The 16,034-nt window shown below is 38.1% G+C and carries 15 protein-coding genes; 13 read left to right on the top strand and 2 right to left on the bottom strand.

What is annotated here, in order from left to right; genetic code table 11:
- The first annotated feature begins 80 nt into the window (after positions 1 to 80).
- Positions 81 to 767, top strand: a complete 687-nt coding sequence (gene refZ, locus ACFQ4X_RS11390) for a forespore capture DNA-binding protein RefZ (RefSeq protein ID WP_379835219.1) — start codon at positions 81 to 83, stop codon at positions 765 to 767.
- On the opposite strand, the gene hisJ is transcribed toward refZ, so the two are convergent.
- The gene (hisJ, locus tag ACFQ4X_RS11385) at positions 732 to 1,565 is read right to left on the bottom strand and encodes a histidinol-phosphatase HisJ (protein ID WP_379835217.1); all 834 of its coding nucleotides are present in this window, start codon (positions 1,563 to 1,565) and stop codon (positions 732 to 734) included. The two genes, refZ and hisJ, sit on opposite strands and share 36 nt — an antisense overlap.
- Positions 1,566 to 1,778: 213 nt before the next feature.
- On the opposite strand from hisJ, the gene ezrA reads away from it, so the two are divergent.
- The 6 genes from ezrA to ACFQ4X_RS11355 all read left to right on the top strand — a co-directional run bounded on the left by ezrA (position 1,779) and on the right by ACFQ4X_RS11355 (position 9,768).
- On the top strand, positions 1,779 to 3,470 hold the full coding sequence (ezrA, locus tag ACFQ4X_RS11380) for a septation ring formation regulator EzrA (RefSeq protein ID WP_379835215.1): 1,692 nt from the start codon (positions 1,779 to 1,781) through the stop codon (positions 3,468 to 3,470).
- Between the two features lie 171 nt (positions 3,471 to 3,641).
- Positions 3,642 to 4,784 carry a cysteine desulfurase family protein gene (locus ACFQ4X_RS11375; RefSeq protein ID WP_379835214.1) on the top strand — a complete coding sequence of 381 codons (1,143 nt, stop codon included), beginning with the start codon at positions 3,642 to 3,644 and terminating at the stop codon, positions 4,782 to 4,784.
- Positions 4,785 to 4,789: 5 nt separating this feature from the next.
- On the top strand, positions 4,790 to 6,001 hold the full coding sequence (thiI, locus tag ACFQ4X_RS11370; protein WP_379835212.1) for a tRNA uracil 4-sulfurtransferase ThiI: 1,212 nt from the start codon (positions 4,790 to 4,792) through the stop codon (positions 5,999 to 6,001).
- Positions 6,002 to 6,167: 166 nt separating this feature from the next.
- The gene (locus ACFQ4X_RS11365; protein WP_310762004.1) at positions 6,168 to 6,356 is read left to right on the top strand and encodes an alpha/beta-type small acid-soluble spore protein; all 189 of its coding nucleotides are present in this window, start codon (positions 6,168 to 6,170) and stop codon (positions 6,354 to 6,356) included.
- 143 nt (positions 6,357 to 6,499) lie between these two features.
- The gene (mbcS, locus tag ACFQ4X_RS11360; protein ID WP_379835210.1) at positions 6,500 to 8,074 is read left to right on the top strand and encodes an acyl-CoA synthetase MbcS; all 1,575 of its coding nucleotides are present in this window, start codon (positions 6,500 to 6,502) and stop codon (positions 8,072 to 8,074) included.
- 86 nt (positions 8,075 to 8,160) lie between these two features.
- Positions 8,161 to 9,768, top strand: a complete 1,608-nt coding sequence (locus ACFQ4X_RS11355; RefSeq protein ID WP_379835208.1) for an amidohydrolase — start codon at positions 8,161 to 8,163, stop codon at positions 9,766 to 9,768.
- 287 nt (positions 9,769 to 10,055) lie between these two features.
- Here the strand turns inward: ACFQ4X_RS11355 and ACFQ4X_RS11350 are convergent, their stop codons facing one another.
- On the bottom strand, positions 10,056 to 10,853 hold the full coding sequence (locus ACFQ4X_RS11350) for an NAD kinase (protein WP_379835206.1): 798 nt from the start codon (positions 10,851 to 10,853) through the stop codon (positions 10,056 to 10,058).
- A 378-nt stretch (positions 10,854 to 11,231) separates the two neighbouring features.
- On the opposite strand from ACFQ4X_RS11350, the gene ACFQ4X_RS11345 reads away from it, so the two are divergent.
- The 6 genes from ACFQ4X_RS11345 (at position 11,232) to ACFQ4X_RS11320 (ending at position 15,904) form a co-directional block, all read left to right on the top strand.
- Positions 11,232 to 11,903, top strand: a complete 672-nt coding sequence (locus ACFQ4X_RS11345; protein ID WP_379835204.1) for a DUF2953 domain-containing protein — start codon at positions 11,232 to 11,234, stop codon at positions 11,901 to 11,903.
- Positions 11,904 to 11,905: 2 nt separating this feature from the next.
- Entirely contained in the window at positions 11,906 to 12,355 is a 450-nt protein-coding gene (ytfJ, locus tag ACFQ4X_RS11340; protein ID WP_379835202.1) for a GerW family sporulation protein, read from the top strand.
- A gap of 102 nt (positions 12,356 to 12,457) precedes the next feature.
- On the top strand, positions 12,458 to 12,958 hold the full coding sequence (gene tpx, locus ACFQ4X_RS11335; protein WP_130294456.1) for a thiol peroxidase: 501 nt from the start codon (positions 12,458 to 12,460) through the stop codon (positions 12,956 to 12,958).
- Between the two features lie 194 nt (positions 12,959 to 13,152).
- Positions 13,153 to 13,278: a hypothetical protein gene (locus ACFQ4X_RS11330; protein ID WP_379835200.1), complete on the top strand. Its 126-nt coding sequence runs from the start codon at positions 13,153 to 13,155 to the stop codon at positions 13,276 to 13,278.
- A gap of 235 nt (positions 13,279 to 13,513) precedes the next feature.
- The gene (locus ACFQ4X_RS11325; RefSeq protein ID WP_379835198.1) at positions 13,514 to 14,512 is read left to right on the top strand and encodes a class I SAM-dependent methyltransferase; all 999 of its coding nucleotides are present in this window, start codon (positions 13,514 to 13,516) and stop codon (positions 14,510 to 14,512) included.
- A gap of 204 nt (positions 14,513 to 14,716) precedes the next feature.
- Positions 14,717 to 15,904, top strand: coding sequence for an acetate kinase (locus ACFQ4X_RS11320; RefSeq protein ID WP_379835196.1), 1,188 nt, complete (start codon positions 14,717 to 14,719; stop codon positions 15,902 to 15,904).
- The last annotated feature ends 130 nt before the right edge of the window (positions 15,905 to 16,034 follow it).

Here is a 16,034-nt window from a genome sequence, read left to right as displayed (position 1 = left end):
CCCTTATTTGTCGAGCGATTATTAAAGGTTTATGTCTTCCGCCCAAGAATTTTATACATTAAGGAAGGACGGTGAAAAAAATGAAGAAAGATACAGCAGAAACGAAGCTTAAAATTGCTGAAGCGGCCATTTATCTTTTTACAAGCCAAGGGTTTAAAGGTACGACTGTAAGACAAATCGCAAAAAAAGCAGGTGTGAACCTCGCACTGATCTCATACCACTTTGGCGGTAAAAAGGGGCTGCTTGAAGAACTAATCACTTCATTTTTTGAAGGGTATATCAGAAGAATCGAAATCGTGTATCATACTTCAAGTTCTTCATCGGTTAAAGGCAGTTTTATTGAACTTGTTGAGACGCTATTGATTTACCAGCAAAAGAATCTGCCGCTTGCTCGATTCGTTTATCGGGAAATGACGCTCGATTCAACTCTTGTTCGTGAACTAATGTCAACTTATCTTGTAAAAGAAAAATATTTTTTGCAAACGATGTTTGAGAAAGGTATGAAGAAAAAGGAGTTCCGGAAACAGCCAATAGATTTTTTGACGATTCAATTTAAAGATATGATGATGCTGCCTTTTTTGCATCCTTTGTATTTAGCTGAAGTCTATCAGATTTCAGCGGAAACGGAGACTTTCATTAAACCGTACAAAAAGTGGATGGTTAATTGGTTTGATAAGTGCGTGTGCCAAACCGAAAGAAAAAATCCCCTGCTGTCTGCTGTTCAAGCGCCATTATTTGGCTCTATCCAAGAGAAGTGGGGAAGTTAATTTTGCATATGGTTCGAGCTGTTCAAACCCTTGACCAAGTCCCTTAGCGCTATGGGCGTCTGACCCGTATACGAGAGGGATTTTTCTTTTGTGCGCTTCTTTTATAATCCAGCCTGGAGGATAAGGCTCCCCGCAAAAAGGTTTAACAACACCAGCGCCGTTGTAGTCTAATGACATTCCACGTTCAGAGATTTCAATTAAAATGTTATGGATGTCTTCTTCGATACTGAAATCTGCTGGAAACAGCTTCTGAAACTTTTTAGCTAGAGTTAGATGACCGATCCTAAGCGGCTGAAAGCTTTTAAAAGAGTGTTTAACAGATTTTTCAACCGCAGAAAAATAATTTTTATAAACAGAAGCTATACTTCCCGATTTCCTGACCATCTCTTCAAAAACATTCTCATCATAATCCATGCAAAAATGTTTTCCTTCGATCTGCAAAAAGTGAACAGAAAGAATGGCATCGTCCAGTTCCGGCGAGACTTCCCGAAGCAATTGTTCTGTCTCCTGTTCATATCCTTCAATAAAATCAATTTCAAGACCTGTTTTAATAGTGATGAATTTTTTGTAAGTATTTTTTACTTCTTGCAGTTTTTGAAAATAATTATTTAGATCTGAATACAGCATTGCACTGTCTTTAGCAGGAGCAGGATCTGCAAAATTTTTAGGCAATGGGGCATGTTCAGTAAACGAAATGCCTTTTATTCCAAGTGATATAGCTCTATCAATATACTTTTCAAATGTGTCATTAGACCCATGGGGACAAAATGGAGTATGGACGTGTCCATCATAATACATCCTTTTTCCTCCTCCTTTCGACAAAATCTTCATTAATTTGGAAAAAATTTATCAAATTATGCAATTTTTTTGCGTCAAATGTGTGTTTACATGTTATCATAAAAGCATTAAACTGCAATTTTACACGCAGATAAACCTATTAAATAGAAAATGATATTCTTAATACATAATACAAGGACTTAAAGAAATAGAACAGTAGAAGGGGTGCCTCCAATGATATACATAGTCATTGCCATAGTTACATTCCTAGCATTAATCCTTTACGGTACCATGTCGCGCCGAAGAATATATAAAGAAATTGACCGCTTGGAAGCATGGAAGATGCAAATTATGAACCGTCCTTTAACAGAAGAAATTTCAAAGGTTAAGGGAATGGCGATGATCGGGGAAACGGAAGAAAAATTTGAAATGTGGCGTCAGGAATGGGATGAGATGGTTACGACACACCTTCCAAATCTAGAAGAAGACCTTTTTGACGCAGAAGAGTATACTGACAAATACCGATTTAAAAAAGCCCGCACCATATTAACTAGTGTAAATAAAGCTCTAGACGGCATGGATGCCAGAATGAAAGAAATAACTTCTGAAATCAATGAATTGGTGACGAGTGAAGAACTTAATAGGGAAGAGATCGTAGAAGCGAAAGAAAAGCTGCAGGAGACAAAAAAGTATTATTTAACACATATTCGCGCACTTGGACAAACTGCAACGCTTTTTGATAAAGAATTAGATGAAATTAAATCGCTGTTTGAAACATTTGAAGCACTTACGATTCAAGGCAGTCATCTTGAAGCGAGACAAAAACTTGTTGAAAGTTTAAACCGCATATCTGAGTGCAAAACCAAGATGCAAGGTGTTCCTGAGCTTCTTGTCATTTTGCAGTCTGATATACCAGTATCTTTAAAAGAGCTTAGTGCAGGCTTTGGAGAAATGGAACAGCAAGGTTATGTACTGCATCACATTGGAATTGAAAAAGAGATTTCCTCTTTAAAAGAATTAAATGATGTAGCCTTAAATAAAGTATTTGAATTGGAACTAGAATCTGCTCAAAAAGATATGGATGAGCTTATTCATAAAATGGACCAGCTTTATGAAATGCTAGAAAATGAAGTGCATTCCAAACAGTTTGTTATTAAAGAGAGAGAGATCTTTACATTTAACATACAAAACCTCCAGGAACGCATTGAAAATCTTAAAGTGGAAACAGAAGTTGTTTCTTCCACTTATTTAATTGAACAGAATGAAGCTGACATGCAAAAGAAAATTGAAAAGCTTTTCTACAAGCTTCAAAGCCGATTCATTATTATTCAAGAATCAATCGATGAGAAAAAAGAGTCATTTTCTGTTATTCGTGAAATGATGGAAGAAATGCAGAAACAAATGGAAGAACTGCAGCGTTCTCAAAAGGTGTATGAAGAGATGCTGCATAATCTAAGAAAAGACGAATTAGAGACAAAGCAGAGTCTTAAAGAATTAAGAAGAAAGCTTCTGGAAGCAAGACGAATGGTTCAAAAAAGCAATCTTCCTGGTCTTCCAGAACATTATTTAATTACGATTGGAAAAGCAGAGGAATACATTATAGAAGTTTCAAAAAAGCTTGATGAAAAGCCTTTAGAAATGTCTGATGTATCCTATGTACTCAATAAAGCCCATGATGCTGTAAACGAAGGCTATGAAGAAACATCCCAAATGATTGAGAATGCTTTCCTGGCAGAAAAGCTTATTCAATATGGAAACAGATTTAGAAGTTCCTATCAATCAGTTTCCATCAGATTGATTGAAGCTGAAATTGCGTTCCGGAATTATCAGTATGATGACGCACTTCAGATTGCGGCTTCCGCCATTGAAAGTGTGCAGCCAGGAATACTAAAAGAAATGGAAATCAATATGAAATCACATGTATAAGAACTGTCAGGATCTATTTCCTGCAGTTTTTTTACTGTTGTAAAAGAGTGAATTTCACCTTCTTGCAAAGACTATTTAGTAGGAATTGCATAGATGCCATGGTATTTGAATTATGATATGATATTGTAATGTGCATTTGTGGACGGTATGTTTTAATTGGAGGATTCAACAATGATTTATCTTGATAATAGTGCTACAACAAAGCCATATAAGGAAGTGCTTGATACATTTACTACGGTTTCTGAAAAATATTTTGCTAATCCATCTTCACTCCATTCTAAAGGTGGAGAAGCGGAGAATCTGCTTACAGCCGCTAGGAAGTCAATTGCTGATTTGTTAGCGGTCTCGTCCTCTGAAATAGTTTTTACTTCAGGTGGAACCGAGGGTAACAATATAGCTATAAAAGGAATTGCATACCAGCATCAAAATCGCGGAAAACATTTAATTACTACAGTTGTAGAACATGCTTCATCTTTTGAGTCCTTTCAATACTTAGAGACACAGGGCTTTGAAGTTACATATTTGCCAGTGAATAAGGCAGGTATGATTTCATTAGAAGATTTAAAGCAGGCCATACGTCCAGAAACTGTTCTCGTTTCAATGCTGCATGTAAATAATGAGACAGGAACGATTCAGCCCATAAAAGAAATCGGTGAAATTCTAAAAGATCACAAAAAAATCTTTTTTCATGTCGACAATGTTCAAGGAATCGGGAAAGTACCCCTGCAGCTAAAAGAATGGGGAATAGACCTTTGTACCATATCTGCTCATAAGATACACGGCTTGAAAGGAACCGGTTTGCTTTATATAAAAAACGGTGTAACTCTTTCTGCCCTCTTTACAGGCGGTGAACAGGAATATCGAAAACGTGCAGGAACAGAGAATGTGGCAGGAATTGCTTCCATGGCAAAGGCATTACGGTTAACACTGGATGAGATGCGCATAAAAAAAGAAAAGATGCTGGCAGTAAAGCAAGTATTTACAGAAGGATTGAAAAAAATAGAGGGTGTAGAGCTCAATACACCAGAGAAACATTCAGCTCCTCATATTGTTAATTTTTCTGTGGAAGGCATTAAACCAGAGGTGCTGATTCACTCTCTTGATAAAAGAGATATATTTGTTTCGACAAGGTCTGCATGTTCTTCTAAACAAGGAGGAGCGAGCAGGATACTGTTGGAAATGGGTCTTGGTGAACCTCGCGCCTCTACTGCGATTCGTATTAGCACATCTTATGACAACACAGCGGAAGAGGCAAAAAACACGTTAACCGTATTAGAAGAAGAAATTATAAATTTTAAAAAGGTAATGAGGTAATATAAATGCTTTATGATCATTTAGTAGTACGTTATGGAGAATTATCTCTAAAAGGGAAAAACAGAAGACATTTCGAATCTCAATTATTTGTCACTGTAAAAAGAAAGCTTCGTCAATATGACAAGCTTAAAATGGCTAAATTATTTGACCGAATCGTTGTTGAATTGAATGGCGAGCCACATGAGCCTGTTGTAAAAGCACTTCAGGACATCTTTGGTATTCACTCGATCAGCCTTGCACTTAGAGCGGAAAATGATTTAGCAGAAATCCAAAAAGCAGCTTTACTTGCACTTAAAGAAGCGATGATTCAAAAAGGGACTTTTAAAGTGACAGGTAAGCGTGCATTAAAATCTTTTCCTGTAAACTCCATGCAGCTTAACCGCGAAGTTGGCGGCTATCTTTTAGAGCATACAGATGGTCTTACAGTAGATGTTCATAATCCTGATGTAAATGTGAAAGTAGAAGTTAAAGATTCAGGAACTTATATCAGCTGCCAAACTTATGAAGGTGCTGGTGGACTGCCGATAGGCGTTGGCGGAAAAGCAATGCTTATGCTTTCAGGAGGGATTGACAGTCCTGTTGCAGGATATCTAACAATGAAACGCGGTGTCCGAATAGAAGGGGTTCATTTTCACAGTCCTCCGTTTACAAGTGAACGCGCTAAACAAAAAGTTGTTGATTTAACACAGGAATTGACACGTTATAGCGGAGGAAAGATCAAGCTTCATATCGTTCCGTTTACAACGATTCAGCAAACGATTAAAGATAAGATTCCTGCAAGCTATAGCATGACCATCATGAGACGTGTGATGCTGAGAATAACGGAAAAGCTTGCTGAAAATAACCATGCAATGGCAATTGCAAACGGAGAAAATCTGGGACAAGTGGCCAGCCAGACGATGCACAGCATGTATGCTATAAACGAAGTAACAAACATGCCGATTCTGCGCCCGGTTATCACAATGGACAAGCAGGAAATTATGAATATCTCCCATAAAATCGGAACTTATGATATCTCAATTCGACCATATGAAGACTGTTGTACAATCTTTTTACCATCTGCTCCAAAAACAAAGCCGAAGCGTGACAAGGCGATATGGTTTGAAAAAAATATTGAGAATTTGGAAGAACTGATAGATGAAGCGGTTCAAAATGTTGAAACCATAATTCTCGAAGAAGGCAAGACAACAGAAAATACTTTTGAAGATCTGTTTTAACCTTAAGCCTGCACATTTTTGTGCAGGCTTTTATTATTGACTTACGTTTCTAACTGAACTGTAAGAAAGAGACAAAACCTTGTGAAATGGCAATACTCACAACAATTTCCAAGAATTGAAACGGCCATTTCGTCACACATTATTAGTACGAAGGAGGTGAAACAAAATGGCAAACCAAAACAACCAATTAGTAGTGCCAGGTGCACAACAAGCTGTTGACCAAATGAAATATGAAATCGCTTCTGAATTCGGTGTAAACCTTGGACCAGATTCAACTTCTCGCGCTAACGGATCTGTAGGTGGAGAAATCACTAAGCGTCTAGTTGCTCAAGCTCTAGGTGGATACAAAAAATAAATAATAAATGGCTAACGGAGCGGGTTGTCCCCGCTCCTTTTTAATTTGTTCTTATCTGCTGACTAAATTTTAAAAATTTTCTAAAATATATTATAATGTAAATTGTAGTCAACTATGATTCATACGAAAGGGTGGATGTTGAAATGAATTTGACAGCTCCAAGTATCTACAATTTAACAGAAGAAATTGAAAAATACGCAGAGAACCCTGAAAAATCCGCTTTAATTTGGATGAACGAAAGCAATGAAAGACAAACCATAACCTATAAAAAATTAATAGAACGATCAAACCAAATCGCTAATTCACTTGAAGAATTGGGTTTAGCTAAAGGCGATCGAGTTCTTATTATCATGCCGCGGTTAATTGAAACGTACGCTGTTTATATCGCGTGTTTAAAAGCAGGCATTACAGTTATTCCTTGTTCCGAGATGCTTAGAGCTAAAGACTTGAGCTACCGTGTTCAGCATAGTGAAGCAAAAGCAATTATTGCAGACCATCAGTACACAGAACAGGTAAACGAAATACAAGACTCGCTTCCGACTCTTACATACAAAATTAGCGCTAACGGTGATACAGAAAATTGGTTAAGTTTAAATGCAATAACAGAAAATGTAAGTGTTTCCTATAAGGCACCTGAAACTTCAAAAGATGATATGGCTTTTCTATCCTACACATCCGGAACAACTGGACAGCCTAAAGGTGTTGTCCATACACACGGATGGGCATATGCACATATTCGTACTGCTGCTAAAAGCTGGTTAAATATTTCCGAAAATGATAAAGTCTGGGCTACGGCAGGACCTGGCTGGCAAAAATGGATTTGGAGTCCGTTTCTTTCCACTTTAGGTACAGGAGCTGCCGGATTCGTTTATCAAGGGAAATTTGATCCTCAAAAATATTTAGCCCTGCTAGAGAATGAACAGATTTCTGTTTTATGCTGCACCCCGACAGAATATCGATTAATGGCAAAAGTGGACAATCTCGATCAGTATCGTTTACCGCATTTAAGAAGTGCTGTTTCCGCAGGCGAACCTCTAAATAGAGAAGTAATCGATACTTTTGAAAAGTATTTCCATATTAAAGTCCGTGACGGATATGGCCAAACGGAAAATACTTTGCTGGTTGGGACTATGGAAGGAATGGTAATAAAACCTGGGTCTATGGGGAAACCAACGCCAGGAAATGATGTTGAGATTATTGATGAGAATGGCGTTCCAGTAAAGGCTGGTGAAGTCGGTGATATTGCGGTACACAAAAATTGTCCAGCACTTTTTAAAGAGTATTATAAAGATCAAGATCGAACGTTAATGGCATTCAGAGGAGATTATTACGTTACAGGGGATAAAGCGAAGAAAGATGATGACGGGTATTTCTGGTTTGAAGGAAGAGGAGATGACATCATTATTTCATCAGGCTATACGATCGGTCCATTTGAAGTGGAAGATGCCCTTGTAAAGCACCCAGCAGTTAAAGAATGTGCAGTTGTGGCAAGTCCCGATGAAATTAGAGGACATATTGTAAAAGCATTTGTAGTATTGAGAGATGAATCAGCAAGCAAAGAAGCTTTAACACCAGAATTACAGGAACATGTTAAACAACTGACAGCACCTTATAAATATCCCCGCTTGATTGAGTATGTGACTGATCTTCCGAAAACGACTTCAGGAAAGATCCGACGCATCGAGCTTCGTCAGTTAGAAGCATCGAAAATGAGATAAGGTTGAAAAAAGCAGGCTTTTGTCTGCTTTTTATTCTGAAAACCGTTATAATACAAAAAAAGCAAATGTACAAAGGTGGTAGTATAGTGGGGACTTTGTTTCACAACGGAACAATATATACGATGGTCAGTGAAGGTGATCAATGTGAGGCAGTATATGTAGAGGAAGGGAAGATTGTAAAAACGGGAACAAAGAATGAGCTTCTTGAATTGTATGGCAGCGAAAATACTCATACTGTTGATTTAGAAGGCAATGTGATGTTTCCCGGATTTGTGGACAGTCATCTCCATCTCATCGGCCATGGTGAAAAGCTTATAAGATTAGATCTCTCAGAAATGACTTCTGCAGAAGAAATGGAGAAAGCCCTTAAAGAAAAAGCACAAACTTTGGGTAAAGATGAGTGGCTGCTTGGCGAAGGATGGAACGAGAACAATTTTATTGACCGGAAAATTTTTCACAAGTTCGAATTAGATGCTATTGCTGATGGACGTCCGGTTTTATTATCAAGAGTATGCCGTCATGCATTTTTAGCAAATTCAAAAGCTCTTGAGTTAGCTGGTATTACGAGTGAAACACCCGATCCTGCGGGAGGCATTATTAAAAGAGATGCTGACGGGGAACCTACTGGTTTATTGCATGACAGTGCAGCTGACCTAGTTAAAAAAGCAGTTCCGGAAGTTTCGCAGGAATATTTGAACAAAGCTTTGAAAACATCCGTTGAATACTTGCTCTCGTTAGGGTTAACCGGCGGCCATACAGAGGACCTTAGTTATTACGGAAATGTTGAAAGGCCTTTAAAAGCTTATAAAAAGGTTTTTGAAGAAAATCATATAAAATTTAAAGCCCATTTACTCGTTCATCATGAGGCACTTGATGATTTTAAGAAGGTTAAACTAAATTATCAGCTGCCGTTTGTAGAATATGGTGCCATGAAAATTTTCGGGGATGGAGCTTTTGGAGGACGGACAGCATGGCTTTCTCATCCTTATAATGATGCTCCCGAAACCTCTGGTGTCTATATTCACGAAGACGATGAACTATTAAACCTGATTCAAAAAGCACGAAAAGAAAACATGAATATCGCTGTTCATACCATTGGTGATATGGCTCTGCATAAAACGATTGAAGCGATTAAGAAATGCCCGCCTCATGGTGGCAGGGACCGTCTAATTCATGCAGGTTTAGTATCAGAGTTTTTGATTGAAGAGATGAAAGGACTATCCGTTATTTTAGATGTTCAGCCAGGATTTGTTGCATCCGATTTCCCATGGCTGATTGAGCGTCTCGGTACCGATCGGATTCCCTATGCTTATGCTTTTAGAACCTTACTGGATGAAGGTATTATTTGTGCGGGAGGATCAGATGGACCGATAGAACCAGTTGATCCCCTATTAGGCATTTATGCAGCAAATGCACGAAGAAAACCTGGTGAAGACCATGAAGGGTATGTTCCAGAGCAAAAGCTTACGAGACATGAAGCGATCGGCCTATACACTTATGGAAGTGCTGCAGCTATACAGCAAGAAAACTATAGAGGATTTATTAAAGCGGGCTATGCGGCAGATTTTACGGTTTATGACCGTGATTTGTTTACTGTGCCTATTGATGATTTACTGAATGCTGAAGTAGTTTACACAATAGTAGATGGTGAGATCGCATTCAGCCAATCTGCTAAAAAAGTACGCTCTGAATAAGAAACAGCCTGCATACCAATGCAGGCTGTAGTTTTTTTACTGAGAATAGCAAGCTAACATTGTCGAAAAGCCTATAAATTCATTTGAAGGCTCATAAAAAATTTTGAAGGCTCATAAAAAAAGTTGAAGGATCATAAAAAGTTTTGAAGGCTCATAAAAAAATTTAAAGGCTCATAAGTTCAATTTTGCACATGGATAAGCTATATATATCAGATTAAAAAAGCAGGTTCCCAGACGGAAACCTGCTTTTTTCATGTTATTAAACTTAAACGAACTCATTTAGACCTCTACAAAAAGCTTCTTTTCACTTTATGCCAGAATGAATTATCTTTTAATTTTACCGTTTTAATTCTTTTCTCTGTAAGTTCAAAACTCAGGCTCTCGCAATGTTTAATACTCATTGCTTCGTTATCCATTCCGATAATTGGATAATGGCTGTTATCATGTTTGATCTTTAAGGACATTTTTCGGTTATCACTCAAAATAAATGAAGAACCGAGCGTACGGTACTGTTTGTTATTTAAAGAAGCCAGTTCACTGATCTGATAGCATGCCAGCATTGGATCAACCACTGCACCGTTAACTGATTTGTTATAGGCTGTACTTCCAGTAGGGGTGGATATGATTAAACCGTCGCCGCGGAAAGTTTCAAAATAAAGATCATCAATAAAAACATCAATTTCAAGTGTTCTAATAATAGAGGAACGAAGTGAACATTCATTCAGGCAATAAAAAGATCCTTGTCCATCTATCGTAACGGAAAGTGCCGGATACTTACGAACTTCGATCTGTTCGTTTTTCATTGCTTCGATCATGCCTGCTTGATCGTCGATATGGAAGTCACAATAAAATTCCGAATCTAGTGTGCTTACTCCCACGTATAAACAATCTTCTCTAAATCCCGTTTTGCGTACTGCCTGTAAAAACGAACCGTCACCGCCAATACTTGCAATAATGTTGGCTTCCTTTTCATTCTCCACAACTTCAAATCCTTCTCTTTCAGCTAAAGATTTCAAACCTTCAGCTTTTTCAAGAATAGACTCTTCTCTTTTATAGAAAAAGAAAATCTTATTTCTTTCTGGCATCTTCCATTCCTCCTTTAAATGATTTTCCACAGTTATTGTGTTCGGTCTTAAAATATTGATTCCTATTATATTGTATCAGACATTGTCATTACTTTTGGTTCATTTTCTAAGAGATTCTTGACTTTGACATTTTTTTTGGTGCAGGCTTCTTCGTTTGTTGATTGGAGAGCAAGGTGCGAGACTCCTGCGGGATTAGCGGGACAGGTGAGACTCCTAACGGCGCATAGCGCAGAGGAGGCTCACCGCACGCCCCGCGGAAAGCGAGCATCCTGGAGCGGAAATCAACACTGACAAGAGCAACAATATTTACGAAAACAGCATTACGTTTAGATTAAATGTCGCTTGCCTATACTGAAAAAAGAGAAGGGAAGAGCTTTTATGGAATGGATTTTAATCATTTTAGGAATTTTTTTATTCTTATTTACTATTTTGATATTCTCGACGCTGAATGTAGTGCTTCATTTTGTTCATCGTAACGATAACAGTGATATACAGATCACGCTGCGTATGTATCGGATTATTCGATACACTTTGCATATACCGATTGTCCAAATTGATGCAAAAGACCATTCAGTAAAGATAAGAGAAGAAAAGCAAACGAGTATGGGGCAGAAGAAAGAAAATAAAAAGAAAATTTCATTTAAACAAATAAAAAATCAGTATGAATCGTTTCAAAAAACATTAAAACATGTTCAAAACCTGTATCGGATACTTGCATACTTCTTAAAAAAGATAAAAGTTTCTCAGCTGGAATGGCATAGCGCTATCGGTCTCGGTGAGGCTTCATCATCAGCAATTGCAGCTGGAACAGTATGGGGAATTAAAGGGATCGTCTTGCAGCTGATCAATACCTTCTTTCGTTTAAAAGGAACGCCATCGATTTCTGTAGTTCCCGTTTTTCAAGGAATGCACAGTGAAACAAGGCTATCCTGTATGGTTTCTTTTAAAATCGGGCATGCTATTGTCGTTATGTTAAAAATGTTAAAGTCTTGGCGAAAATCAAGACGTTCATCTCACTTAAATTCTGAATATATGACTGGAGGAGTGTAAAAATGAGTGAACATCCAATCCAGGGTTTAATGAAAACCGCTATGGAAAATCTTAAAGAAATGATCGATGTTAATACAATTATCGGAGATCCTGTTGAAACTCCTGACGGCAGTGTGATCCTTACTGTCTCAAAAGTTGGATTTGGATTTGCTGCTGGAGGAAGTGAATTTGGAAACCAGCAGGAATCTCAACAATCATCTCAAGGGTCTCAAGGCTCTCAGCAAGGGTCTTCGAACGGTTCAAATGAAATGCCGTTTGGTGGAGGAAGCGGAGGCGGAGTTTCAATCACTCCAATCGCATTCCTTGTCGTAAGCAATACTGGTATAAAAACCATACACCTAGACAATAGTACGCATCTATATGAAAGAATTTTAGACTTAGCTCCTGGCGTTATCGATAAGCTGCAGCATTTGATGAATAAAAATAAGCAAAAAGGGTCTGCAAACACATAAACAAATGAGTTTTAAAAAGGAAGCTAACATCTTGTTAGCTTTTTCTTCTGTGATGTTTTAAGATGAATATGGAAGTACATAAATTTAAAGGAGGAGTTATAGATCATGAGCGTAACATTTAAAGATAAACCAGTCACTTTACTAGGAAACCAGTTAAAAGCAGGGGATCAAGCTCCAGATTTTAAAGTTCTTGCAAATGATATGTCAGAAGTTACTTTGGCAGATTCAAAAGGCAGTGTAAGATTAATTGCAGCTGTACCTTCAGTTGATACAGGTGTATGCGATGCAGAAGTTCGCCGTTTTAATGAAGAAGCTTCAAAGCTTGGAAATGTAAAAGTATTAACGATCTCTGTAGATTTGCCATTTGCACAAAAAAGATGGTGTGCTGCAGCGGGTATTGAAAATGTTCAAACACTATCTGATCACCGTGATCTTTCGTTTGGTAAAGCTTATGGTGTTGCAATTGAAGAGCTTCGTCTTCTTGCTCGATCTGTATTCGTTATCGATAGCTCGGACAAAATTACATATGTTGAATATGTAGACGAAGTAACGAGTCATCCAAATTATGAAGCAGCCATTGAAGCTGCTAAAGCTGCAAAATAAACAAATCAGTCATCTCCGGTGCAACTTCTGTACCGGAGATTTTTTATAAGCGCTTTTTTCTTATCGTTGCTCTTGAAAGTAGTTGATATCTGCTCCAGGTTGCTCGCATTTCACGGGGCGTGCGGTGAGCCTCCTGCCGCTTTGCGCCATTAGGAGTCTCCACCTGACCGCTCGTCCCGTAGGAGTCTCGCACCTTGCGCTCCTATCAACTTGCAAATGATGAGACTAGAAAAACAATAGCAACAATATTTAGAAAACAGCCTTTCTTAGAGATTGTTGCTACTGAGAGGCTATCACAAAGTGCTTCAATGAAAAGTTAATTGGAGTGGAAGGGCGAGACTCCAGCAGGATGAGTGGGACTGGTGAGACCGTTCAATGTCGCAAGGCGACGAATGGGCTCACCGCACACCCTGCGGAAAGCGAGTCCTGTAACGGAAATTAACTACTTTCAAAAGCAACAAAGTTTACAAAAACAGTCTTTATAAACCTTTAGATTGTGTATCATGCACTTCATTTGTTAAAATGTTTCCTGTGCAAACATAGGAGGACGCGGTAATGAGTAATTTTAAAGATGTAGAAAAATTGTTTATAGTAATGGATAATACTGCAACGGTAATTAAGGAGAAGCTTGATCTCCCTTATTTAGATGCTCTCGTTGATACAGGAGAAAATCTGTTTTTTCAAGAGATTCCTAAAGAATATCCAAAAGAGCTAATAAGTGCATTAACAGATGAATATAAAAAGGTTAATTTTGCGGAATATGACAAGGAAGAATTGCGAAAGGCATTTCAGCTTGCTGTATTAAAAGGCATGAAGGAAGCAGTGCAGCCGCATCACGCGATGACTCCCGATGCTGTAGCTTTATTTACGGGCTATCTCGTTCAAAAGTTTATGAAAAAAGCTGAACATCTTACACTGCTGGATCCTGTAACAGGTTCAGGTAACTTATTGACGGCTGTATTAAACCAGCTTAAAGAAAAGCAATGTGAAGCTTTTGGTGTGGAAGTAGATGAAACACTATTGCGTTTAGCTTGGGTAAATGCAAATATTCAAAAACATAAAGTAGAACTCTTTCATCAAGATGTGATTAAACCTCTTTATGCTGATCCAGTAGACGTAGTCGTAGCTGATCTTCCGGTTGGATACTACCCAGATGACGAAAGTGCTAAAGTGTTTAAAGTCAGTGCAAAAGACGGCCACACATACGCACACCATCTTATCATTGAGCAAGCTGTACATCATCTGAAGGAATCTGGAATCGGAATATTTATCGTTCCTAACAACCTTTTTGAAAGCGAGCAATCAGGTTTGTTGAAGGATTGGATTAAAGAAAATATAGCAATTTTAGGATTGCTTCAGTTGCCTGAATCTCTTTTTAAATCAACTGTCCATGCAAAAAGTATCCTTATTCTTCAGAAAAATGGCGAAGGAGCTATAAAACCTAAACAAGCAATGCTAGCGCAGCTTCCCTCCTTTTCGAATAAAGCAGGACTTGCGAATGTGATGGAACAAATAAATGAGTGGTTTAAAACTGAATGGGAACGTGAAAAATAACAGCGTGGGATAACCTATGCTGTTTTTTTGTTAAGTTGCAAACGCATTCAAATCTGAATTGCATGAATATAAGGTGTAAGCGTTTTACAGCCTTGATTATAAATAGGGGCAATGTTTAAATAAGGAAGGATTATAGTATTAATGAGTTAGAAGTGTGCACCAAAGCGCTCTTCTTTTTCATTGAATATGAAGGAGATGGCTATTTTGGCTAAAATTATTGCAATTAATGCCGGAAGCTCGTCCTTAAAGTTTCAGCTTCTGCAAATGCCAGAAGAAGAAGTTTTAACTAAAGGACTTGTCGAACGTATCGGTTTGAACGATTCTATTTTCACAACCGAAGTAAATGGTGAAAAAGTAAAAGAAGTAAAAGATATTCAAGACCACTCTGAAGCTGTATCTATGCTTTTAGATAAATTGATCAAACATAATATTATTTCTTCCCTTGATGAAATTGAAGGAATTGGCCACCGTGTCGTACACGGAGGAGAAAAGTTTAATGATTCAGTATTAATTACAGATGAAGTTTTAAAAGAAATCGAAGAGATTTCTTATCTTGCTCCATTGCATAACCCTGCTAACGTTGTGGGCATTAAGGCATTTAAAAATGTATTGCCGAATGTACCAGCGGTTGCTGTTTTTGATACAGCTTTCCATCAATCAATGCCGGAAAAATCATTCTTGTACAGCTTGCCATATGAGTACTATGAGCAATACGGAATCCGTAAATATGGTTTCCATGGTACAAGCCATAAGTATGTTTCTGAAAGAGCGGCTGAACTTCTTGGCCGTCCTGTGGAGCAGCTTCGCCTTCTTTCTTGCCACCTTGGTAACGGAGCAAGCATCGCCGCAATTGAAGGCGGGAAATCAATCGATACATCTATGGGATTCACACCTTTAGCTGGTGTAACAATGGGAACACGCTCTGGAAACATTGACCCATCGTTAATTCCTTATATCATGCAAAAGACGGGTCAAAGTGCTGAAGAAGTATTGAATGTTCTAAACAATAAAAGTGGTATGCTTGGCGTTTCTGGTTTCTCATCTGACCTTCGTGATATTGAAAGTGAAGCAGAGCAAGGAAATGAACGTGCTGAGCTCGCTCTAGAAGTATTTGCAAGCCGTATCCACAAATACATCGGTTCTTACGCAGCGAGAATGGCAGGAATCGATGCTATCATCTTTACAGCAGGAATCGGTGAAAACAGTACAGCAGTACGTGAGCGTGTGCTGCGCGGATTAGAATTTATGGGTGTTTATTGGGATCCTGCTTTAAATCAGGTTCGCGGAAAAGAGGCATTTATCAGCTATCCTCATTCACCTGTAAAAGTAATTGTCATTCCTACAAACGAAGAAGTTATGATCGCTAGAGATACTATGCGTATCGCGATGTAGTTGATAAACAATCTTTTTTCATGGTTGCATACATGAAGAAAGGTTGTTTTTTTAGGCTCATTTTTTTAAAAGATTGTTGCTTTTGAACAATTTTTTGAGTAGGCTTCTTTGAATAGTTTATTGGAGCGCA

Source organism: Fictibacillus halophilus (assembly GCF_042680145.1).
GTDB classification, from domain to species: Bacteria; Bacillota; Bacilli; order Bacillales; family Fictibacillaceae; genus Fictibacillus; species Fictibacillus halophilus_A.
This window is presented reverse-complemented; position numbering and strand designations above follow the sequence as displayed.

Coding starts and splice junctions, on each gene's coding strand:
- refZ (WP_379835219.1), top strand. CDS start 81: ATGAAGAAAGATACAGCAGAAACGAAGCTTAAAATTGCTGAAGCGGCC.
- thiI (WP_379835212.1), top strand. CDS start 4,790: ATGCTTTATGATCATTTAGTAGTACGTTATGGAGAATTATCTCTAAAA.
- ezrA (WP_379835215.1), top strand. CDS start 1,779: ATGATATACATAGTCATTGCCATAGTTACATTCCTAGCATTAATCCTT.
- ytfJ (WP_379835202.1), top strand. CDS start 11,906: ATGAGTGAACATCCAATCCAGGGTTTAATGAAAACCGCTATGGAAAAT.
- ACFQ4X_RS11365 (WP_310762004.1), top strand. CDS start 6,168: ATGGCAAACCAAAACAACCAATTAGTAGTGCCAGGTGCACAACAAGCT.
- ACFQ4X_RS11325 (WP_379835198.1), top strand. CDS start 13,514: ATGAGTAATTTTAAAGATGTAGAAAAATTGTTTATAGTAATGGATAAT.
- ACFQ4X_RS11345 (WP_379835204.1), top strand. CDS start 11,232: ATGGAATGGATTTTAATCATTTTAGGAATTTTTTTATTCTTATTTACT.
- ACFQ4X_RS11350 (WP_379835206.1), bottom strand. CDS start 10,853: ATGCCAGAAAGAAATAAGATTTTCTTTTTCTATAAAAGAGAAGAGTCT.
- ACFQ4X_RS11375 (WP_379835214.1), top strand. CDS start 3,642: ATGATTTATCTTGATAATAGTGCTACAACAAAGCCATATAAGGAAGTG.
- hisJ (WP_379835217.1), bottom strand. CDS start 1,565: ATGTATTATGATGGACACGTCCATACTCCATTTTGTCCCCATGGGTCT.
- mbcS (WP_379835210.1), top strand. CDS start 6,500: ATGAATTTGACAGCTCCAAGTATCTACAATTTAACAGAAGAAATTGAA.